13 protein-coding genes and 3 pseudogenes are annotated in these 18,735 nt (G+C 47.9%); 1 reads left to right on the plus strand and 15 read right to left on the minus strand.

From position 1 onward, the window contains the following. Positions 1-393, plus strand: a pseudogene (locus I656_RS08005) (hypothetical protein); the annotation flags it as partial. Positions 394-431: 38 nt separating this feature from the next. Here the strand turns inward: I656_RS08005 and I656_RS0115575 are convergent. The 15 genes and pseudogenes from I656_RS0115575 to I656_RS07940 all read right to left on the minus strand — a co-directional run bounded on the left by I656_RS0115575 (position 432) and on the right by I656_RS07940 (position 18,631). Continuing rightward, positions 432-1,390: pseudogene (locus tag I656_RS0115575) on the minus strand (siderophore ABC transporter substrate-binding protein). 258 nt (positions 1,391-1,648) lie between these two features. Beyond that, positions 1,649-2,404 carry an ABC transporter ATP-binding protein gene (locus I656_RS08000; protein WP_020755068.1) on the minus strand — a complete coding sequence of 252 codons (756 nt, stop codon included), beginning with the start codon at positions 2,402-2,404 and terminating at the stop codon, positions 1,649-1,651. Continuing rightward, positions 2,398-3,348 carry an iron chelate uptake ABC transporter family permease subunit gene (locus I656_RS07995; protein ID WP_020755069.1) on the minus strand — a complete coding sequence of 317 codons (951 nt, stop codon included), beginning with the start codon at positions 3,346-3,348 and terminating at the stop codon, positions 2,398-2,400. Before I656_RS07995 ends, I656_RS08000 begins: the two co-directional genes overlap by 7 nt. After that, positions 3,341-4,288 carry an ABC transporter permease gene (locus I656_RS07990; RefSeq protein WP_013145615.1) on the minus strand — a complete coding sequence of 316 codons (948 nt, stop codon included), beginning with the start codon at positions 4,286-4,288 and terminating at the stop codon, positions 3,341-3,343. Before I656_RS07990 ends, I656_RS07995 begins: the two co-directional genes overlap by 8 nt. Positions 4,289-5,099: 811 nt before the next feature. Further along, complete coding sequence (locus I656_RS07985) at positions 5,100-5,423, minus strand: hypothetical protein (RefSeq protein ID WP_015374603.1); 324 nt, start codon at positions 5,421-5,423, stop codon at positions 5,100-5,102. Positions 5,424-5,428: 5 nt separating this feature from the next. Further along, positions 5,429-6,739 carry an acyclic terpene utilization AtuA family protein gene (locus I656_RS07980; protein WP_015374602.1) on the minus strand — a complete coding sequence of 437 codons (1,311 nt, stop codon included), beginning with the start codon at positions 6,737-6,739 and terminating at the stop codon, positions 5,429-5,431. Between the two features lie 43 nt (positions 6,740-6,782). Then, entirely contained in the window at positions 6,783-8,072 is a 1,290-nt protein-coding gene (locus I656_RS07975; RefSeq protein ID WP_015374601.1) for a CitMHS family transporter, read from the minus strand. A 315-nt stretch (positions 8,073-8,387) separates the two neighbouring features. Beyond that, positions 8,388-9,821 carry a sigma-54-dependent Fis family transcriptional regulator gene (locus I656_RS07970; RefSeq protein ID WP_020278757.1) on the minus strand — a complete coding sequence of 478 codons (1,434 nt, stop codon included), beginning with the start codon at positions 9,819-9,821 and terminating at the stop codon, positions 8,388-8,390. A 133-nt stretch (positions 9,822-9,954) separates the two neighbouring features. Then, positions 9,955-10,536: a Uma2 family endonuclease gene (locus I656_RS07965; protein ID WP_015374599.1), complete on the minus strand. Its 582-nt coding sequence runs from the start codon at positions 10,534-10,536 to the stop codon at positions 9,955-9,957. 137 nt (positions 10,537-10,673) lie between these two features. Then, positions 10,674-12,139: pseudogene (gene gucD, locus I656_RS0115580) on the minus strand (alpha-ketoglutaric semialdehyde dehydrogenase GucD). Positions 12,140-12,323: 184 nt separating this feature from the next. Then, entirely contained in the window at positions 12,324-13,286 is a 963-nt protein-coding gene (kdgD, locus tag I656_RS07960) for a 5-dehydro-4-deoxyglucarate dehydratase (RefSeq protein WP_020755078.1), read from the minus strand. 52 nt (positions 13,287-13,338) lie between these two features. After that, positions 13,339-14,856 (minus strand): galactarate dehydratase, encoded by a 1,518-nt coding sequence (gene garD, locus I656_RS07955; protein WP_015374595.1) that lies wholly within the window; start codon positions 14,854-14,856, stop codon positions 13,339-13,341. Positions 14,857-14,927: 71 nt separating this feature from the next. After that, complete coding sequence (gene gudD, locus I656_RS07950; RefSeq protein WP_033005630.1) at positions 14,928-16,256, minus strand: glucarate dehydratase; 1,329 nt, start codon at positions 16,254-16,256, stop codon at positions 14,928-14,930. Positions 16,257-16,281: 25 nt separating this feature from the next. Continuing rightward, positions 16,282-17,598: an MFS transporter gene (locus I656_RS07945; protein ID WP_015374593.1), complete on the minus strand. Its 1,317-nt coding sequence runs from the start codon at positions 17,596-17,598 to the stop codon at positions 16,282-16,284. Positions 17,599-17,620: 22 nt separating this feature from the next. Next, positions 17,621-18,631 (minus strand): mannonate dehydratase, encoded by a 1,011-nt coding sequence (locus I656_RS07940; protein ID WP_015374592.1) that lies wholly within the window; start codon positions 18,629-18,631, stop codon positions 17,621-17,623. Positions 18,632-18,735: the final 104 nt, after the last annotated feature.

Below are 18,735 nucleotides of genomic sequence, written 5' to 3' on the forward strand. Positions count from 1 at the left end.
GAGATCCGTAGAGAACAGCAGGAAATGCGCAAAGAGCAAGAAGAATTCCGGCGGATCCAGCAAGCTCTCCTTGAAGGCCAAAAGCGGTTAGAAGAAGAACAAGCCCATATCAAAGCCGGCCAAAAAGAACTGTATGATCTGATGTCTGCCCTGCTTCACCGCCAGGATGAAACCGACGCCGCACTCGACGCCCTCGCGATGGACGTGCACAAACTTCACGGTGAAGTTTCTTCCATCCACCAAAGACTCGACTCCTTAGAGAAAAAAGTCGATTCCCATGCCCAATCATTCAATGAACAGCTGAACAACATCAAACTTGACATCACCTTCCTCTCGAACAAAGTCATCGAACACGAACGGGAAATCTACAAAATTAAGAATGTCATTTTATGACGATAAAGCAGGCGGGCCGCCTAAGCCCGCCTGTCCTTTTATTTCAATCCTTCTTCCACCTGTTTGATCATTTCCGACACCGACGTCAATCCGCCGCCTGAGAGATACCAATAATTTGGATCCAAGTAGACAATGTGGCCGTTTTGATATGCTTTCGTCTTTTTCACAAGCGCATTTTCAATCGTTTGCTTCGCTGTCGGCTTTCCTTCTACAACGGCGTCGCGGTCAATGACAAACAAGTAATCCGGGTTTTTCTCGGCAATATACTCAAATGATACGCTTTGTCCATGAGGATTCGTCACTTTCAAATTCGGGTCTGCGGCTGGCACGCCGAGCACATCATGGATGAGCCAAAGCGCGAACCTTTGCCGTACGCACTCACTTTCCCACCGGTCGTCAAAATGATCAGCGCTTTTTTGTCTGCAGCCTTTGTCTTCACTTCTTCGATTTGTTTTTCAATATTGGCCAGTTCCTCATCTACTTCTTTTTCTTTGCCAAACATTTGCCCGATCAGCTTCATATTGTTTGTAAATGAATCCCAATAATGTTGAGTGTCAATCCCTATATACACGGTTGGGCCAATCTCTTTCAACTTGTCATACAAATTTGCTTGACGACCGGAAATAAAAATGACATCCGGCTTGATTTCGCTCAATTTTTCAAAATCCGGCTCCATCAAGCTGCCGACGTTTTGGTAGTCGCTGCTTTTATATTTCTCCAAGTATTTCGGCACGTTCATCTGGGGCAAAGCTGTCACCTTCACCCCTAGTTTATCAAGGGTGTCCAGCACTCCAAAATCAAAGACAACCACTTTCTCTGGATTTTTCTTGACTTTCGCCTCTCCAAGCTGGTGCTTGATCGTCATTTCCTCGGCTTGTTCCGTTTTCTTCTCGTCATTCTTCCCACTTGCTCCGTTGCTTGTATTCTCCTTATTGCCGCAAGCAGCCAGTACAATGAGAAGCAAAGCAACCACTACCATCAGCCAACGCTGTTTCATTGGCTATACCCCCCTTTGGAAATTCAAATTATATGTTGACGGCTTTCGTATTCACTCGACAAAGGGCGCCCTTTCTTGCCGATGTCAACATGAAAGCCGGCTCAACCATTTTTTACTTAATTGGAATCTTCTTCATTTTGATCGCGTCTCCCCGTCCCATGTTTGAATCCGAGACGGAGCTCTTCACCAAGCAGGCCCATAGGCTTCCACAGCCCGCTTTTTCACTAGTCAAGATGGACGCTTTCTCATGGAAAATTGCTAAAAATACACACAGATGCGCCGATTTTCAATCGTCTGCACGCGCACATCCAAATCATAAATGCCGCGAAGCACTTCATCGCGCATGATCGATGAAACATCCCCTTCACAGACGACCGCTCCATCTTTTAACGCGACCATATAATCGGAGTAACAGGAGGCAAAGTTAATATCGTGCATCACCATCACGATCGTTTTGCCAAGCTCATCGACCAGCTTGCGCAGCACCTTCATCATTTGCACAGCGTGTTTCATATCTAAATTGTTCAACGGCTCGTCCAAGAAAATATAATCCGTATCTTGCGCCAACACCATCGCGATATAAGCTCTCTGCCGCTGTCCGCCGCTCAACTCGTCCATATAGCGGTCTTGCAATGGCTCCAACTCCATATAGCGGATCGCCTCACGCACATAGTCGCGATCTTGGCGCGTCAAGCGGCCGCGCGAATACGGAAAGCGGCCGAACGACACCAATTCGTGTACCGTCAAGCGAGCCGCAATGTGGTTGGATTGCTTCAAAATGGAAATTTTTTTCGCCAACTCTTCTGTCCGATAACGAGCAATTTCTTTTCCTTCAATCCAGATTTCTCCGCCATCTTTTGGAATTAAGCGGCTCATCATGGACAAAAGCGTGCTTTTCCCCGCCCCGTTCGGGCCAATGAGCGATGTGAGCTTGCGGCGTGGAACAGATAAAGATACACGGTCAATCACGGTCTTCCCACCGTATCGCTTCAATACTTGTTTCACCTCTACCATGCTTTTCGCTCCTTTAACAAAAGGTATAGAAAATAGATGCCTCCGACCATGTTGACAATGACAGACAACGTCGTCGAAAAGGTGAACACTCGCTCGACTACCAGCTGGCCGCCAACGAGGGCGATGATGCCGAACAGCGCCGCTCCTGCAAGCAAATAACGATGTTCATACGTTTGAAAAAACGCATACGCCACATTGGCGACTATCAATCCGAAAAACATGATGGGACCAACAAGCGCGGTCGAAACCGACACCAACACCGCCACAATCATCAGCAGCCGTTTGACGACCGTTTCATACGCCACGCCTAAATTGATCGCATGATCTTTGCCGAGCGACAGCACGTCCAACTCGTGAAGATGACGGTATGTATACAATGTCGCAGCCGCAATGAGCAGGCCTGCCGGCCAAAGCAAGTCTGTTTTTATATTGTTGATGCTCGCAAACATTCGATCTTGAATGATGGAAAATTCATTTGGGTCAATCAAATATTGCATGAAAGACGTCAAACTTTGGAAAAACGTACCGAGAATCATCCCAACAAGCAAGATGAAATATAAATTTTGCCCTTCACGGCGAAACAAAAACGAATACAATAAAACTGAAAAACCGATCATCGACCCAGCAGACAAGAGAAAGTGCGAGGTGTTGCCCATCATGGTCAACGTCGTCGAACCGAACAAAAACACCACAGCAGTTTGTACAAGCATATAAACGGAATCAAGCCCGATAATGCTTGGAGTTAAAATACGATTATTGGTCATTGTCTGAAATAAGACGGTCGAAACCGCCCCCGCCCAACCGACAAGCACCATCGCGACAATCTTTTCGCTCCGCGAGCGCAACACATAGTCAAAATCCCCTCGCAAGTGTGTAAACAAAAACAACACGATCAATCCGAGCGCCAATACCACGAGCACAACCACTTTCATCCGATTAGACATACTGCTTCGTTCTCCTTACGAGCAAATATAAAAAGACACCGCTTCCGATTACTCCAACCGTCAAGCCGATCGGAATTTCGTATGGATAAATGGCGACTCGGCCAAATACATCGCAAATCAGCACAAACAAAGCGCCAAATATGGCTGTCAACGGCAATACTTTGCGCAAATGATCCCCATAATACATCGTGACGATGTTCGGAACGATCAGCCCTAAAAACGGCAGCGTCCCAACCGTCAACACCTCAACAGCAGAAACAACAGCGACAATGAGGAGACCAGTGTAGACAATCGAACGGTAGCGAACCCCTAAGTTCGTCGCCATCTCCTCCCCCATGCCGGCGATCGTAAACCGATTGGCGTATACATAAGCGATTGCCATGAGCGGAACGCTCACATACAGCATTTCATAACGTCCTTGCATCATAACGGAAAAATCGCCGTGCATCCATGCGGACATCGATTGAATCAAATCATATTTATAAGCCAAAAACGTCGTGACAGAACCGACAATATTGCCAAACATCAAGCCGATGAGCGGAATAAAGATCGAATCTTTATACTTCACACGATCCAAAACCGTCATAAACAGCAGCGTCCCCGCAAACGCAAACACAACGGCAATAGCCGCCTTCACAAGCGGCCCTGCGGCAGCGAATGCAATCATGGACACCAACAGGCCAAGCCGCGCCCAATCCATCGTTCCCGCCGTCGTCGGCGACACAAATCGGTTTTGGCTCAACTGCTGCATGATCAAGCCGCAAATGCTCACGCTTGACCCGGCGATCAGAATGCTGATGAGCCTCGGCAAGCGACTGATCAAAAACACTTCCCACGCCTCACGGTCGCCGGCAAACAGCTCGCGAGGCGATAAATCATGCACACCGACAAACAATGATGCCGCAGCCAAAACAACAAGGAGCACCATCCATTTTTTCATGTTTTCTCATCCTGTCTTCCGTTCTATCCCATCATACAAGTCGAATGACGATGCCATGTCCAGAGGGCTGGTGAAAAACGACCGATTTCGCCGAACCCGTTGCTTTCAGCTGAAAGAGAAGCGTTGATTTTACAGGACTTCTCAATTTGAGAAGAGATTCCGTTTTCCGCGATTTTTCACTAAATCACCAGCCTTCCAGACTCAATTGCTTTACAGGTGCAATTATGATATTGATTATCTTTCCTAATTAAAAAGATAAATTCTGCTTGTGTTGAGAAGCAACCAGCACCGCCAAGATGGCTGGCATCTCCTCAATCGCTGTTCTTTTCAAGTCAAGCCATTCTGTCCGCATGCGGCCACCACATCTCACTCCATTCTTTTGAAAACCATGTTCCCGCCCAAACCTCTAAAAAGAGAAGGATTATCATTTTCACATACCATATTTTAATTGATAAAAATTATCATTGTCAATATTTTCATCATTTTTTTTTTCTGTTTTCTTATTTTTTCTTCATTTATCGACAAAAATAAGGTTCTCTTTCGTTTGAGACACCCTTCCTCTAGAAGGACGATGGTGGGCAAAAGAGGGGCGAAATACGTTCAGCCTTCTAAAATTCCTGCACCTCTCGAGGTTGCCAATTTCGGCGCAGCATCCATTGTTGACCAGCAAGATCGGAAGGCTGGAAAATGTTGTACAACATGCTGTTGGTCCCAACATCTTTTTCATCTTGTATAATTCAGCTTTTTCTCGCGAAAATGCTGCCGATTTGTATGCAACAGCATGTTTTGTCCAGCCTTCCCGTATCTAGACTTATATTCCTTTCTGCAACTCAATCTCCATCTCGAGCAAAGCATAGCTTAACGTTTTGCCATGCGGGTCAAGGGCCAATGAGGTAGTGACGCCGCCTTCAAGCGCATCTTGACAGACAAATTGCAAGGAGGCGATGTTGGGAAGTTCGTATCGAACCACATCCCCTTTCACAATCGAGCTCAAATGCTCCTTCACTTTTTCTGCGGTTACCATTTGGGACAGCAGAGGATAATCCGTTTCCCGAAAAGGAATAAGCGACAAGATTAACGTATTTCCTTTGTCCCCGGCCCGGCAGTGGGCCAAATCATACAACTTCACTCTCATCGTCGTCACTCCCGGATCGTTATTTGTACATTGACCATTTGGCGTGGAATCAATGTCGAAATAATGCCAATGACCTCATGCACGTATTTCCTTGCCCCGCCGCCGCCTGCCGGGCCGTTTGTGTACAGCGATTCCACTTCCTCACCAATCAGTTCAGCCTGTTCTTTTGTATCCGCTTTCCCTGCCACCCGCAACCGGACTTCATACGGCTCGCCGCCCTGTCCTAAAAATGACCGATGGGCTGATGATAAGCCAATATAGTCCACCTTCAGATTCACAAAACAGTCTTTTAACCGCTCATACACAATTTCCCCGGCAAGCTGCGCCCGCCGCAAAGCGTTCGGCCCCGCATACGAAATTTCGCCTTCCCCGACAAAACCGCCATGATAGCCAATGCTCACCTTTAACATATCTGGTTTTGTTTTGCCACTTCCTCCGGTGATCTCAACACGGTCCGGACCGATTTCGCGCAGTTGGACTGTTGTCAAATCAACAACCACATCAGGGGTGATATAGGCTGTCGGGTCAGTCACTTCATATAACAGTTGCTCTTTGACAGTCATCGGGCAAATGATCCCTCCTGTCCCGTCTACCTTGCTGATCACAGCCGTACCGTCAGGCATCACATCAGCAAACGGAAACCCAAGTCTAGCCATGCCAGGGACGTCTTTCTTTCCCGGATCCGCAAAATAGCCGCCGGTAATTTGTCCGGCACACTCGAGCAGGTGACCGACAATCGCTCCCTTAGCTAAACGTTCTGTATCATCAAGCGGCCATCCATAATGGTAAATCATCGGCGCAAGAAATAACGACGGATCCGCTACACGGCCTGTCACGATTACGTCTGCCCCCGACTGCAGCGCAGGCAGGAGCGCATCAGCACCAAGGTAAGCATTCGCGGATAATATCGTTCCGTAGCTATCGATCGGTTTCCCTGACTCAATTGCCAACATTTGTTTATCAATCTTTTCCATTACATCATCCCCGATGACAGCCGCTACTTTTATTTTTAGTCCCTTCTCCCGCGCCATAGCGGCGATGCGCTCCGCTGCCGCTACTGGATTGGCAGCCCCCATATTCGTAATCAGGCGGACGCGGTGCTTCACAATGAGCGGAAGAAGCAGTTCCATTCTTTTTTCTAATAACGGGTCATACCCGCGGGAAGGGTTTTTCCATTTTTGTTTTTGCGCCAAAGCAATCGTTCGCTCCGCCAAACATTCCAAAACAAGATAGTCCAACTGTCCCTTCTCTACTAAAATCGCGGCAGGCTCCAACCGATCACCGGAAAATCCTGCTCCAGCTCCTATTCTGACCATTTTCTCGCCTCCGTTTGCTTTCTTGTTACATTCCTTGTTATTATCAGAGAGAAATCGCCCCCGTAGCTAAAGCGACAATCGTCATCACAATAGTCGTTCCGAACGCCCATTTAAAAATAAATCGTTGGTGGGCACCAAGATCGACACCTGACAAGCCGATAAGTATAAAGGTGGATGCCGTCAGCGGGCTGAGCGGAAAACCAGTTGTCATCTGTCCCAAAATGGCAGCGCGCCCGATTTCGACGGGATCGATGCCGAATGAAGCCGCCGTTTCGCTTAAAATCGGCAAAACTCCAAAATAATACGCATCAGGGGTAAAGACAAGACTTAACGGCATGCTTGTGACCGCCACTATAAGCGGCAAATAAGATCCCATCGCGTCAGGAATGATCGAAACCATCGCTTTCGCCATCGCATCAACCATTTTTGTACCGGTTAAAATGCCAGTGAAAATGCCGGCTGCGAAAATCATCGTCACCACCAATACAACATTGCTCGCATGAGACGTGAGCCGCTCTTGCTGATCCTTGACATGCGGATAATTAACAAGCAAGGCAATCGCAAACGCAAGCATAAACAAAACCGGAAGCGGCAGCCACCCTTTAATTAAGGAAACGAGCAACACAATCGTCAAAATGACATTAAACCAAAATAAGTTAGGCCGTTTCGCCTCTCCCCCGTCAAGTGACGGTGTCAGTTGTTCCGTATCCAGTTCGACGACTCCCACTCGTTCCCGTTCCTTTTTGCCGAGCCAATAAGCAGCAAACAACACCCAAACAATCCCCGCCAACATCGCTGGAAGAACAGGGTTAAACAACTCGGTTGAATCGACATGCAGTGTTGCCATAGCTCTAGCCGTCGGACCACCCCAAGGAATCATGTTCATTACTCCAGCCCCTAAACAAACGACACCCGATAGTGTAAGCGGATTCATTCCTAAACGCCGATAAAGAGGAAGCATCGCCGAAACGGTAATCATAAAAGTCGTCGCCCCGTCGCCGTCGAGGGCAACCAGCAATGTTAGCGTTGCTGTGCCGATGACAATCTTTAACGGATCACCTTTTACTAAACGAAGGATGCGCGAAACAATCGGATCAAACATGCCGCTGTCGATCATCAACCCGAAATATAGGATGGCGAATGCAATCATAATCCCCGTCGGAGCTACTTTTTGAATTCCTTCCAACATCATCGTTCCCATCTGCGTCCCAAACCCGCCGATCAGCCCAAAAACCACCGGTACAAGCACTAAGGCAATCAATACCGAGATTTTTCTTGCCATGATTAAAGCCAGAAAAACACCAATCGTTAAAAACCCCAATAACGCCAACATTATCCCATTCCCCCTTCAAAATTGTTTCGTTCTATTTTCTTGCAAAATAAGTGCCAATGCCAAAAACAAAAACATCCGCTTTACATTCAATACAGCGGATGCGCCTTTTCTTATTCTTTAGAAAATGAATGGCTAAAACATGAATGCACTCCTTGTTGCTGCTCATTTCTAAAAAACTAGAATCGTTTCTAGGAAATTAAAAAAGACAATGAGCGATTGATTGCCAAAAAAGAAAAACCTTAACAGGCAAGGTTTAGTGGATAGCGCTTACAAATCAAGAATATTTGCTTCACCACAGCTCCCCTCTAATATTTATCATCCGTTAGGAGCAGAAGAAGGCAAATCCTCGGAAATCCCTAACTTTTTCAATTTGTTATACAACGTGGCGAGTGACACGCCAAGCTCTTTAGCCGCTTGTTTCTTCCCTTGTACATCGGTGCCAAACTGACGAAGCGCTTCGACAATCAAACGCTTTTCTGTTTCTTCAAGCATCTTTCGTAACGGTTGGATCGATGTAGAGGAACGGAAAACCTCCGGGTCTTTCATGATCGATGGGGGAAGATGATGCAGATCAATTTCCATTCCATCAGTCATGCAAATGGCATAATCAATCACGTTTTTTAATTCTCTTATATTTCCAGGCCAATCGTATGATTGCAACAAAGCCATTGCAGCCTGGCTGATTGAGCAAACAGGACGCTGTCCCCCACCACCTGAGGCTTGTATTATAGAATGAGCCAAAAGAGGGATATCTTCCTTCCGCTCACGGAGCGGGGGGAGATGAAGCGTAATTACATGAAGGCGATAAAACAGGTCTTCCCGAAAATACTGCTTTGCTACAAGCTGGCGCAAATCCTTATTTGTTGCGGCAATGATGCGCACGTCAATCCTCCTTTCGTGTGTATCTCCAACTTTGCGAATTGTCTTTTCTTGCAGCACACGCAATAGCTTTGCTTGCAAATCATACGGAAGATCCCCGATTTCGTCCAAAAAAATCGTTCCCCCGTCCGCCAGTTCAAACAGCCCGATTTTCCCTCCTTTTTTCGCATGTGTAAACGATCCCTCCACATAGCCGAACAATTCGCTTTCCAGCAAAGCGGCAGGAATGGCCGCACAATTTACAGGAACAAATGGATGTTCAGCACGCGGACCCTCCTGGTGAATCGCCTGAGCAAACAGTTCCTTGCCGGTTCCACTTTCCCCCATAATTAACACTGGCAAGTCCGACTCTGCCGCCCGTTTCGCGATACGGATCATTTCCTTGATCTTGTCATTATGGCCGATGATATGCGCAAACGTATAAGTAGCCCGATAAATCGAATAGACGGTCCTTTTCAATTCATTCAATCTTTCTTTGTTTCGCTTCAGCTCCTGCGTCAATTTGTGCACTTCCGTCAGCCCTTTGCAAACTGATACCGCTCCAATCACTTGGCCATGGACAACAATCGGTGCCATATCAACGACATACTCATTGGAACCTTCCTTGCGGTACACCCCGGTTCTCACTTTCCCGTCCTTCAACGTTTCTGGGAGAAGGGCGTTAGGCCGCACATCGCGCAGCCGTTTACCTATAATCTCGTTTTCCTTCACACCTGTTATGCGTGTATACTCCGGATTGACAAGGCGCACAACCTCACAGTCATCGATCACTAGTACGCCGTCATGGACGGACTGAAGAATGGCGAACAGCCATTGCGCTTGTCCATCAGCATCTTTGACGAGCTTGTCGAAACGACTCACCACTTTCATTCCCCCTTCCACAAAGAAAAAAGCTATTTCTCCCCTTTGTCTTTGATTTCTAAGCGTTTCTATCAGCCAAGCAACAGCAGACTTCTGGAGCGAAACGTGTTTGTTGTTATTTTGTACGCAGCTTCACCGCTCTTCACGACGTCAAAAACGCAAAAATCTCCTTCACGGAAAAGCGCACCTCGGGAAACGTGGTCGATGCAGCCGCCCCGTTGGCTGCATCGTACACGTCTTCTAGCTGAAACGCTCCCGATTGCCAAACGTATTTTTCCATCACCTGGTGCTGATAATCGACAATCCAATACTCACGGACCCCCGCTTTCTCATAATAATGACGCTTCAGCAGCCGGTCGTTGCGGGCGGTGCTTGGCGACAACACTTCCACCACTAGGTCGGGGGCGCCGTAACACCGACCTTGGCACAGTTTCGTTCGATCACCAATAATAGATAGGTCGGGCAGCACCGTTACATTTTTCGTTCCTTTTTGTTCATCTTCAAACAAAAGGACGACTTGGAGGTTGCTGCCGAACACAAGACAAGGACTTCCTTTTAACGCCATGCGAAACTCGGCAATCAAATTGGCGACCACCCCTTCATGCTCATAAGGAGCTGGGGACATCAACACAATCGTTCCTTCGTACAGCTCCATCCGCTCATCTCCAGCCAAAGAAAAAAACTCGCCGAGCGTATACCGGCGTTGTTCGCCTGGTTGGCTCATGCCGTTCTCCCTCCCTGCACATGCTCTTTCTTCTATTGTAAGCAAACCGTTTGCTCGCCGACAATCGCCTCCACCAATGGCTTGACGCTAAAAAAAAAAAGCGCCCTCCTAAACGGCAGCGCACTTTGCTCCATTTCTTATCCTTTGACCAACACCGTTTTAATCGCCGTGAAAAACTCGATGGCTGCCCGCCCTTGCTCACGCGAGTGGGAGCTCGACTGCTTCATCCCGCCAAACGGCGCTTGCAGTTCGACTCCTGCGCTTTCTTCATTGATCCGGACGAGCCCGGCCTCGATGTCTTGGATGAACGCGAGCATCTTGCCGATATTTTGCGTGAAAATCGAGGCGCTCAATCCAAACGGTGTGTCATTGGCGAGAGAAAGCGCTTCTTCCAGCGAATCCACTTTGATTAACGCCAACACCGGCCCGAAAATTTCCTCGCGAGCGATCGTCATGTCGGGCGACACGTTTTCAAAGATGGTCGGCTGCACATAAAACCCTTTTGCCCGTTCCCCATCGGTCAAACGTTGCCCCCCGTAAACGAGCGTCGCCCCTTCTTCGATTCCTTTTTGGATATAAGAAAGGACCGTCTCGAGCTGCTTTTGGCTGGCGCACGGCCCCATCCAAACGCCGTCCTCGAGTCCATTGCCGATGTTCAGCTGCTTCACTTTTGCCAACAATTTTTCCTTAAATTGATCATAGATGGTACGCTGGACGAACACACGGCTTGTCGCCGTACATTTTTGCCCCGTCGAACGCAGTCCTCCGCTAATCGTCGCTTCGACGGCGCGATCAAGGTCAGCGTCCTCGAGCACGATCACCGGATTCTTTCCGCCCATTTCCAGCTGGTATTTCGCCCCTCGGGCTACCGCTTTTTGGGCGATCGTTTTGCCGACTTCATTGGAGCCGGTGAAGGTGATGCCGTGAATATGGGGGTGTTCGGCGATCGCATTGCCGATGACCGATCCTTTGCCTGTCACCAAATTCACCACACCGGCCGGCAGCCCCGCCTCGTCAAAGCATTCCACGATTTTCGCTGCCGTGACCGCCGTTTCCTGCGCCGGCTTAAACACCACCGTGTTTCCATAGACGATGGCGGGTGCGATTTTCCAAATCGGAATCGCGACTGGAAAGTTCCACGGCGTGATGACCCCGACCACGCCAAGAGGCACGCGCGTCGTAAACATCAACGCTTCGCTGTCCGTGGATGGAATGACCTCACCGATCGATCGCATCCCCTCTCCAGCGTAGTAGCGCAAAATATTGACTCCCCGCTGCACCTCCCTTTCGCTTCCGGGAGCGTTTTTCCCATTTCCCTTGTCATCGTTTCCGCGATCTCGTCAAGCCGTTTCTCAAGAACGTCAGCCGCGCGGAACAAATACTCTCCGCGTTTCGGGCCGGATAACTTCCGCCATGCCGCCTGCGCCCGCCGCGCCGCCTCCACCGCGGCGTTTACATCTTCCGCACTAGACTCTTGGACATAGCCGACGATGTCATCGATGTCGGCTGGGTTGAGGCTCGCTTCTGTTTTCCCGGATGCAGAAGGGACCCATTGTCCGTTGATGTAGTTCAAGTATGTTTGTTGCTTTGTGCGTACCGTCATTGCACCTTCTCCTTTCCATAAATAAGATTGCTACCGTATATGATTTGAGAAAGAATTTTCGTTCCTGTCATGTTTCGGAAATATTGCCTCGCTTCCTGTTCACAATCAAACTCAAACATTTTGAAACTGCCATCCGGTGCGTACAAGGTAATAATCCACATTTAGAACACTCTCCACATCACCGTCATGAACGTTGCCCTACTTTTTTTGGGAATCGTTCAAACGCGGTTTGAATGATCGCTTCTAATTGCCGGTAATGTTCCTTTTCCACGCGGACGATAGGCGGACGGACATATGGCCCGACCGGCAGGCCGACAATTTCCATCCCCGCTTTGACAAGAGCGACTTCGTATCCTTTTCGTTGCTTCCGAATGCGATGGATCGGAAGGATAACATGCTCATAAAGCTCTCCTAACAACGCCTTGTCACCGTCAAGCAGCGCCTGATAAAACAACCTAGAAATATGAGGAATGTAATTGGAAATCGCTGATGAATAGCTGGTAAATCCTAGCTGAATATAAGCAGGCATCGTCACCTCTGCCATTGGCATGCCGTTCAAATAATGCAGCCGTGAGCCGATCGTTTGAGTGATTTCAATGTTCAATTCCATATTTCCCGTGCCGTCTTTCAAGCCGACAATTTGCGGATAGTGAAGCAATTTTTGGAGCGTCTCGACTGTTAATACACTATTGGCCCGCTGATAGACAATGGCGTTGAGCGATGTGCTTTTGACAATCGCAGAAATATATTCGTATAGCCCTTCCTGATGGGGTTCAATTAAATAAGGCGGCAAAATCAAATATCCGTCTGCTCCTTTCCTTTCGGAAATCTCCGCCAATCGAAGTGCATAGATAATATTTCCTCCAACCCCCGTATACACAGGAACCTTCCCACCAACGATCGACACGGCTGCTTCCACCATTGCCTCGTACTCTTTTTCGCTAAGCGATTGAAATTCTCCAGATCCACAAGCAATGAAAACGGCGTTTAACCCCTCTTTAAGTAAAAATTGGATATTCCGCTCCAAAGCTTGGAAATCTATCTCTCCATTTTCGCGCATCGGTGTAACCGGAAATCCTAAAATTCCATTTGGTATGTGTTTATTCGCGTTTCTTGCCACTGATTCCTTCCCCTCTCCACAAAACATATTTATATTACAATTTTATTGTAAGACAAATTTAATATAATATCAATCTATATTACGTCAGCGGGGCTGGATTAAATAAACATAAATCATTGTGTATGCCGTGCTGTTCTGCCTTTGTGCGCTTTCCGCTCGCGGTATCAATGATAAAACGGAAAATTTCCCATCCAATCTCTTCTATCGTTGCTGTTCCCGTGGCAATTCTTCCGGCATCAATATCAATTAAATCATGCCATTGCGTCGCCAATTCCGTCCGCGTCGCCACTTTAACGACTGGAGCCATGGCTAAACCATAAGGCGTTCCTCTTCCTGTTGTAAACACATGCACATTCATTCCAGCTGCCAACTGTAGCGTTCCGCATACAAAATCGCTGGCCGGAGTGGCCGCAAACACAAGACCTTGTTTCTTCACCCTTTCGCCAGGGGGCAACACATCAACAATAGCGCTGCTTCCCGATTTCGCAATCGATCCTAATGCTTTTTCCACAATATTGGAAAGTCCGCCTTTTTTATTTCCAGGCGACGGGTTGGCGCTTCGGTCAGCTTCTCCCCGTTGCAAGTATCGGTCGTACCATTCCATTTCTCGAATGAGCGCATGTCCTACTTGTTCATCGACAACTCTTGGTGTCAGCAAATGAACCGCGTCTCTGACTTCTGTCACCTCGGAAAACAGTACAGTCGCTCCGGCGCGAACAAGCAAATCGGCCGCGTAGCCGACCGCAGGATTCGCCGTCACACCGGAAAAAGCATCACTGCCGCCGCATTGCAGTCCAACCACTAACCCAGAAAGAGGACATTCCTGACGTTGACGTTCATTTAACCGTTTTAGCCGCTCCTCTGCTTTTCTCATAATAGTCTCAATCATATCCGCAAATCCTTGATAATCCTGCAAAACGACAAGACTGTCCTCTTCTCCTTTGGCATTGAGCGACTGCGGCGATAATTTCTCACATCCAAGCCCGACGACGAGCACTTCGCCGCCAAAGTTAGGATGGGTCGAAAGGTTTTGCAATGTGCGAATCGGGATCACGGCTTCCGGCGCATGGATGGCTACGCCGCAACCGTAATGATGCTCCAATGCCACGACATCGTCCACATTTGGATATTTGGGAAGCAACTCCTTCTTGATTCGCTGCACTGCAATATCCAACACCCCTGCAACACATTGAACACTTGTCGTAATACCTAAAAGATTGCGCGTGCCAAAACTGCCATCAGCATTCCGATAACCTTGAAAGGTGTACCCTTCTAACGGTGGTAAAGCGACAGGCGTTTTCGTCGCGATGGGCAACTGGTGCAAATCTGGCGGATGTGGAAGACGAATGGACGATTCTTTGACCCATTCTCCTTTTTGAATGCGTTTTTGCGCGTAACCGATCACTTCCCCGTAGCGGACAATGGGATCGCCTTCACGAAAATCTGCTAAAGCAACTTTATGCCCTTGAGGAATATCTTCCATCAGCGTCAATCCACACGGAAAACGCGTCCCTTTCGTCAATCCGCCGGCATTGGCTACAATAGCAACATTATCCCGATCATTCACCTTAATATAAAGAGGCATTTGTTTCACCATCGAACATCCCTCCATAAAAAATGGATTCCTAAAGGCCGCGGATCATCCATGACCTTTAGGAAAAATGATCGCTAGCGGACGAGACAAGGCTTTTTCGGATGAAAGGTCCATCCAGGAATTAAGTACTGCATAGCCATGGCGTCGTCGCGAGCTCCTCTTCCCCATTTTTGATACAGCTGATGCGCTTCTTCAATTCGCTCCATATCAATCTCAATCCCTAAACCTGGTCGATCGGGAACATCAATCAGGCCATTCACAATTTGAAACGGCTCTTTCGTTAATCGCTGCCCATCTTGCCAAATCCAATGCGTGTCAATCGCCGTAATCTCTCCCGGCGCCGCAGCAGCAACATGGGTAAACATGGCTAACGAAATATCAAAATGGTTGTTGGAATGCGATCCCCATGTCAATCCCCATTCATGACACATTTGCGCCACACGGACGGAACCTTGCATCGTCCAAAAATGCGGATCAGCCAACGGAATATCTACGGCATGAAGCTGAATGGCGTGCCCCATTTGCCTCCAGTCCGTAGCGATCATATTTGTTGCTGTCGGCAAGCCGGTCGCTTTGCGGAATTCCGCCAATATTTCACGCCCAGAATAGCCGTTTTCAGCACCGCACGGATCTTCTGCGTAAGCCAAGATATGATGCATATTCCGGCATAAACGAATAGCTTCTTCCAATAGCCATGCCCCGTTTGGATCCAAGGTGATTCGCGCTTTAGGAAACCGTTTGGCTAGCGCCGCAACAGCTTCTATTTCTTCCTCTCCCGGCATCACGCCGCCCTTTAATTTAAAATCCGAGAATCCGTACTGTTCATAGGCGGCTTCTGCGAGCTGAACAATCGCTTCTGCTGTCAATGCTTCTTCATCCCGCAAGCGGAACCATCCATCCCGGTCTTGCGGTTCCCGATATGGCAAATCCGTTTTCTTGCGGTCTCCAATATAGAACAAGTAACCGAGAACTTTCACCGACTGCCGCTGTTGCCCTTCACCCAGCAAAGCTGCAACTGGGACTTCCAAAAACTTCCCTAACAAATCAAGCAGTGCGGCTTCGATGGCTGTTATGGCATGTACGGTTGTCCGTAGGTCAAAGGTTTGGTTTCCCCTGCCGGTTTTATCTCGATCGCCAAAAGTTTCGGATATCCGACGCAAAATGTTTTTGTAATCGCTGACCGCTCTTCCCACAACAAGAGGTTTCGCTTCTTCTAGCGTTTTTTGAATCTTTTCTCCCCCCGGCACTTCTCCGGCTCCTATATTTCCATAGTTGTCTTTCAACAAAACAATGTTTCGTGTGAAAAATGGTGCATGAGCTCCACTTAAGTTAAGGAGCATGCTATCATAGCCTGCAACCGGGATGACGATCATTTCCGTGACAACAGGAACGTTCCTTTTCATCAACGCTTCGACTCTCCCTTTCCAATTAAGCGTTTACACTTTTCGCTGTTTGCCCTTGCTCATGCGGAAGCTGCAAACGCTCCACTTTGTTGACGATAAACATATAGGACAGTGCGCCAATCAACAACACAACGCCGATAAACAGCAGTGCGTAGCTGAACGAATGGGTATGTTCAAGAATAAAGCCTACAACAATGGGAGTGACAATCCCCGCCAAATTCCCAGAGGTGTTAAATATCCCTGCACTGAGCCCAATGATCTCTTTTGGCGACATATCCCCGACCAGCGTCCATGTCAGTCCTGCCATCCCTTTGGCGAAAAACGAAACACATAAAATCAAAACAATGAGCGCGGGCGAATTTGTATAGTTCGCCAATAAAATGCAGCTTGATAGCAGGAAACCGATGATGATCGGTGTTTTTCGGGCCACCGCCAGCGATTTGCCGCGCTTCAGCATCGAATCCGACCAATAGCCGGCCAATATTCCACCCAAGAAGGCAGCGGCATATGTGAGCGATGTAACGAAACCTGCTTTCAAAATGGATAAATGCTTTTCTTGCACAAGATACGTTGGAAGCCATGTTAAGAAAAACCATACGATCGTATTTAAGGAAAACTGGGCAATGTAAATGCCGATCATTTGTCGATTCGTCAGCAACAAGCGAGCGTGCGACCATTTAATAGGCGATTTTTGTTCACTCGCATCCACTAAGGCTCCGCTTTGTTCGATATACTCAAGCTCTTTTTGATTGGCCAGCGGATGGCGCTTTGGATCATGGATCAGCTTAAACCAAACAAACGTCAAAATGATCCCCATTCCCCCTGCCACATAAAAGATGGCTGGCCACCCATAAACATTGAGGAGAGAAGCTAAAACGGGAGTGAATAAAGCGAGCCCGAAATATTGAGACGAATTGTAAGTGGCCACCGCTTTCCCCCGCTCATTGGTTGGAAACCACATCGTTGTCAGGCGGCTGTTGCCAGGAAACGAGGGAGCTTCGGCAAGCCCGACAATAAACCGGAATAAAAACAACATGGCAAACCCAGTAACGAGCCCTTGCAGTCCCGTAAACAGCGACCATGTAAACAACCCTATGCCATACACAAGTCGTGTGCCAAAACGATCAAGCAGCCAGCCGCTTGGAATTTGCATAAACGTATACGCCCAGTTGAACGCTGAAAATGCAAACCCTAAAGCGACCGCATCCAATGCTAAATCTTCCTTCATCACCGGAGCGGCGATGCTTAACGCTGAACGATCAATATAATTGATAGCGGTTACAACAAATAAAATCGCTAAAATAAGATAGCGAACTCTCGTCCTTTTTACCGTCTCCCCCATTGTCTGACCCTCCCTAATCGTTTTATCCTGCAAACTCAACCAACGCCGCCAACAGCGCTTTCATATATCCAATCGAATAGGCATAACCAACATTGTTGTAACTCCAGTGGATGCATGTGTTGGGCCAAGAAGGATGCTCTGTATATGCGGCTCCTTCTAAAATCGGAACATGATCTGGATTTAAGCAACCACGAAAGCCTACTTTATATAATTCTAGCAAGATTCTGCACATATTCAGATCGCCGTCATCGAGCAACGCCTCTTCAAACGCTTTTGTCGTCGGCAAGCTGCCGCGGACATTGCGGAAATGAACGAGGAAAATTCGCCCTTTTCTCCCATAGTGGCGTATTTCATCATAGACGAGCGAACTCCCTCCCTCTTCTGCCCGCGTCCCGATGCAATATATATAGCCGACATGCCGGCTGGGAAATTCATCAATAATTCGCTGGTAGCCAAGGCCGCCAAATAAAGTGCCGGGATGAGGAACATCGGATGGATGCATGCCAATGGACACCCCATACTCCTCAGCAATCGGCACAAGCCGTCGATATGCTTCACAAAAACGCTTCCAATTTGTTTCAAACGACTTTACCAATTGTTCACCATTCATCTCGTTCGTCAGAAGCATTTCGCCGCGCGCGATGGCTCCTCCCCTGTGCAAAGCTCGATACTTTACAGTTAGATGCGGAAATGTATCTCCTTCAAATCGCTGTCTAACAATTGGAATACCTGCTTCGCCAAATACTTTCAGCGCCTGAACAGAATTTTCCAGCTCTTTTTCACCATCATGGTTCCCTTCCATAAAATTCTTTGTTAAATCAGGAAGTGTGACACGGTTGATGTCAAGTCCAAAAGAACGCAAACGCCGCTTCAGTTTCAGCAGTTCGTCAAGATCCGGGTATCCTTGTTCTTTCACCCCTCGAAATGCCGATCCGCTGCCAAAGTCAATACAATCGACGCCAAGCTGACTCAACTGTCTCAATTCCGCATCACTCAAATCCGTTGAATAAACCGTCACTGAAATTTTCATCATCGTCGCTTCCTCCTTTGCGTATGAATCGAAATGTCCTCTTCGATATAGCCTCCCCTCTAAAAATATGTAATATTGTATTCATGTAAAATTGTAATACAAATTTA

The organism is Geobacillus sp. WSUCF1 (assembly GCF_000422025.1).
Lineage (GTDB): Bacteria > Bacillota > Bacilli > Bacillales > Anoxybacillaceae > Geobacillus > Geobacillus zalihae.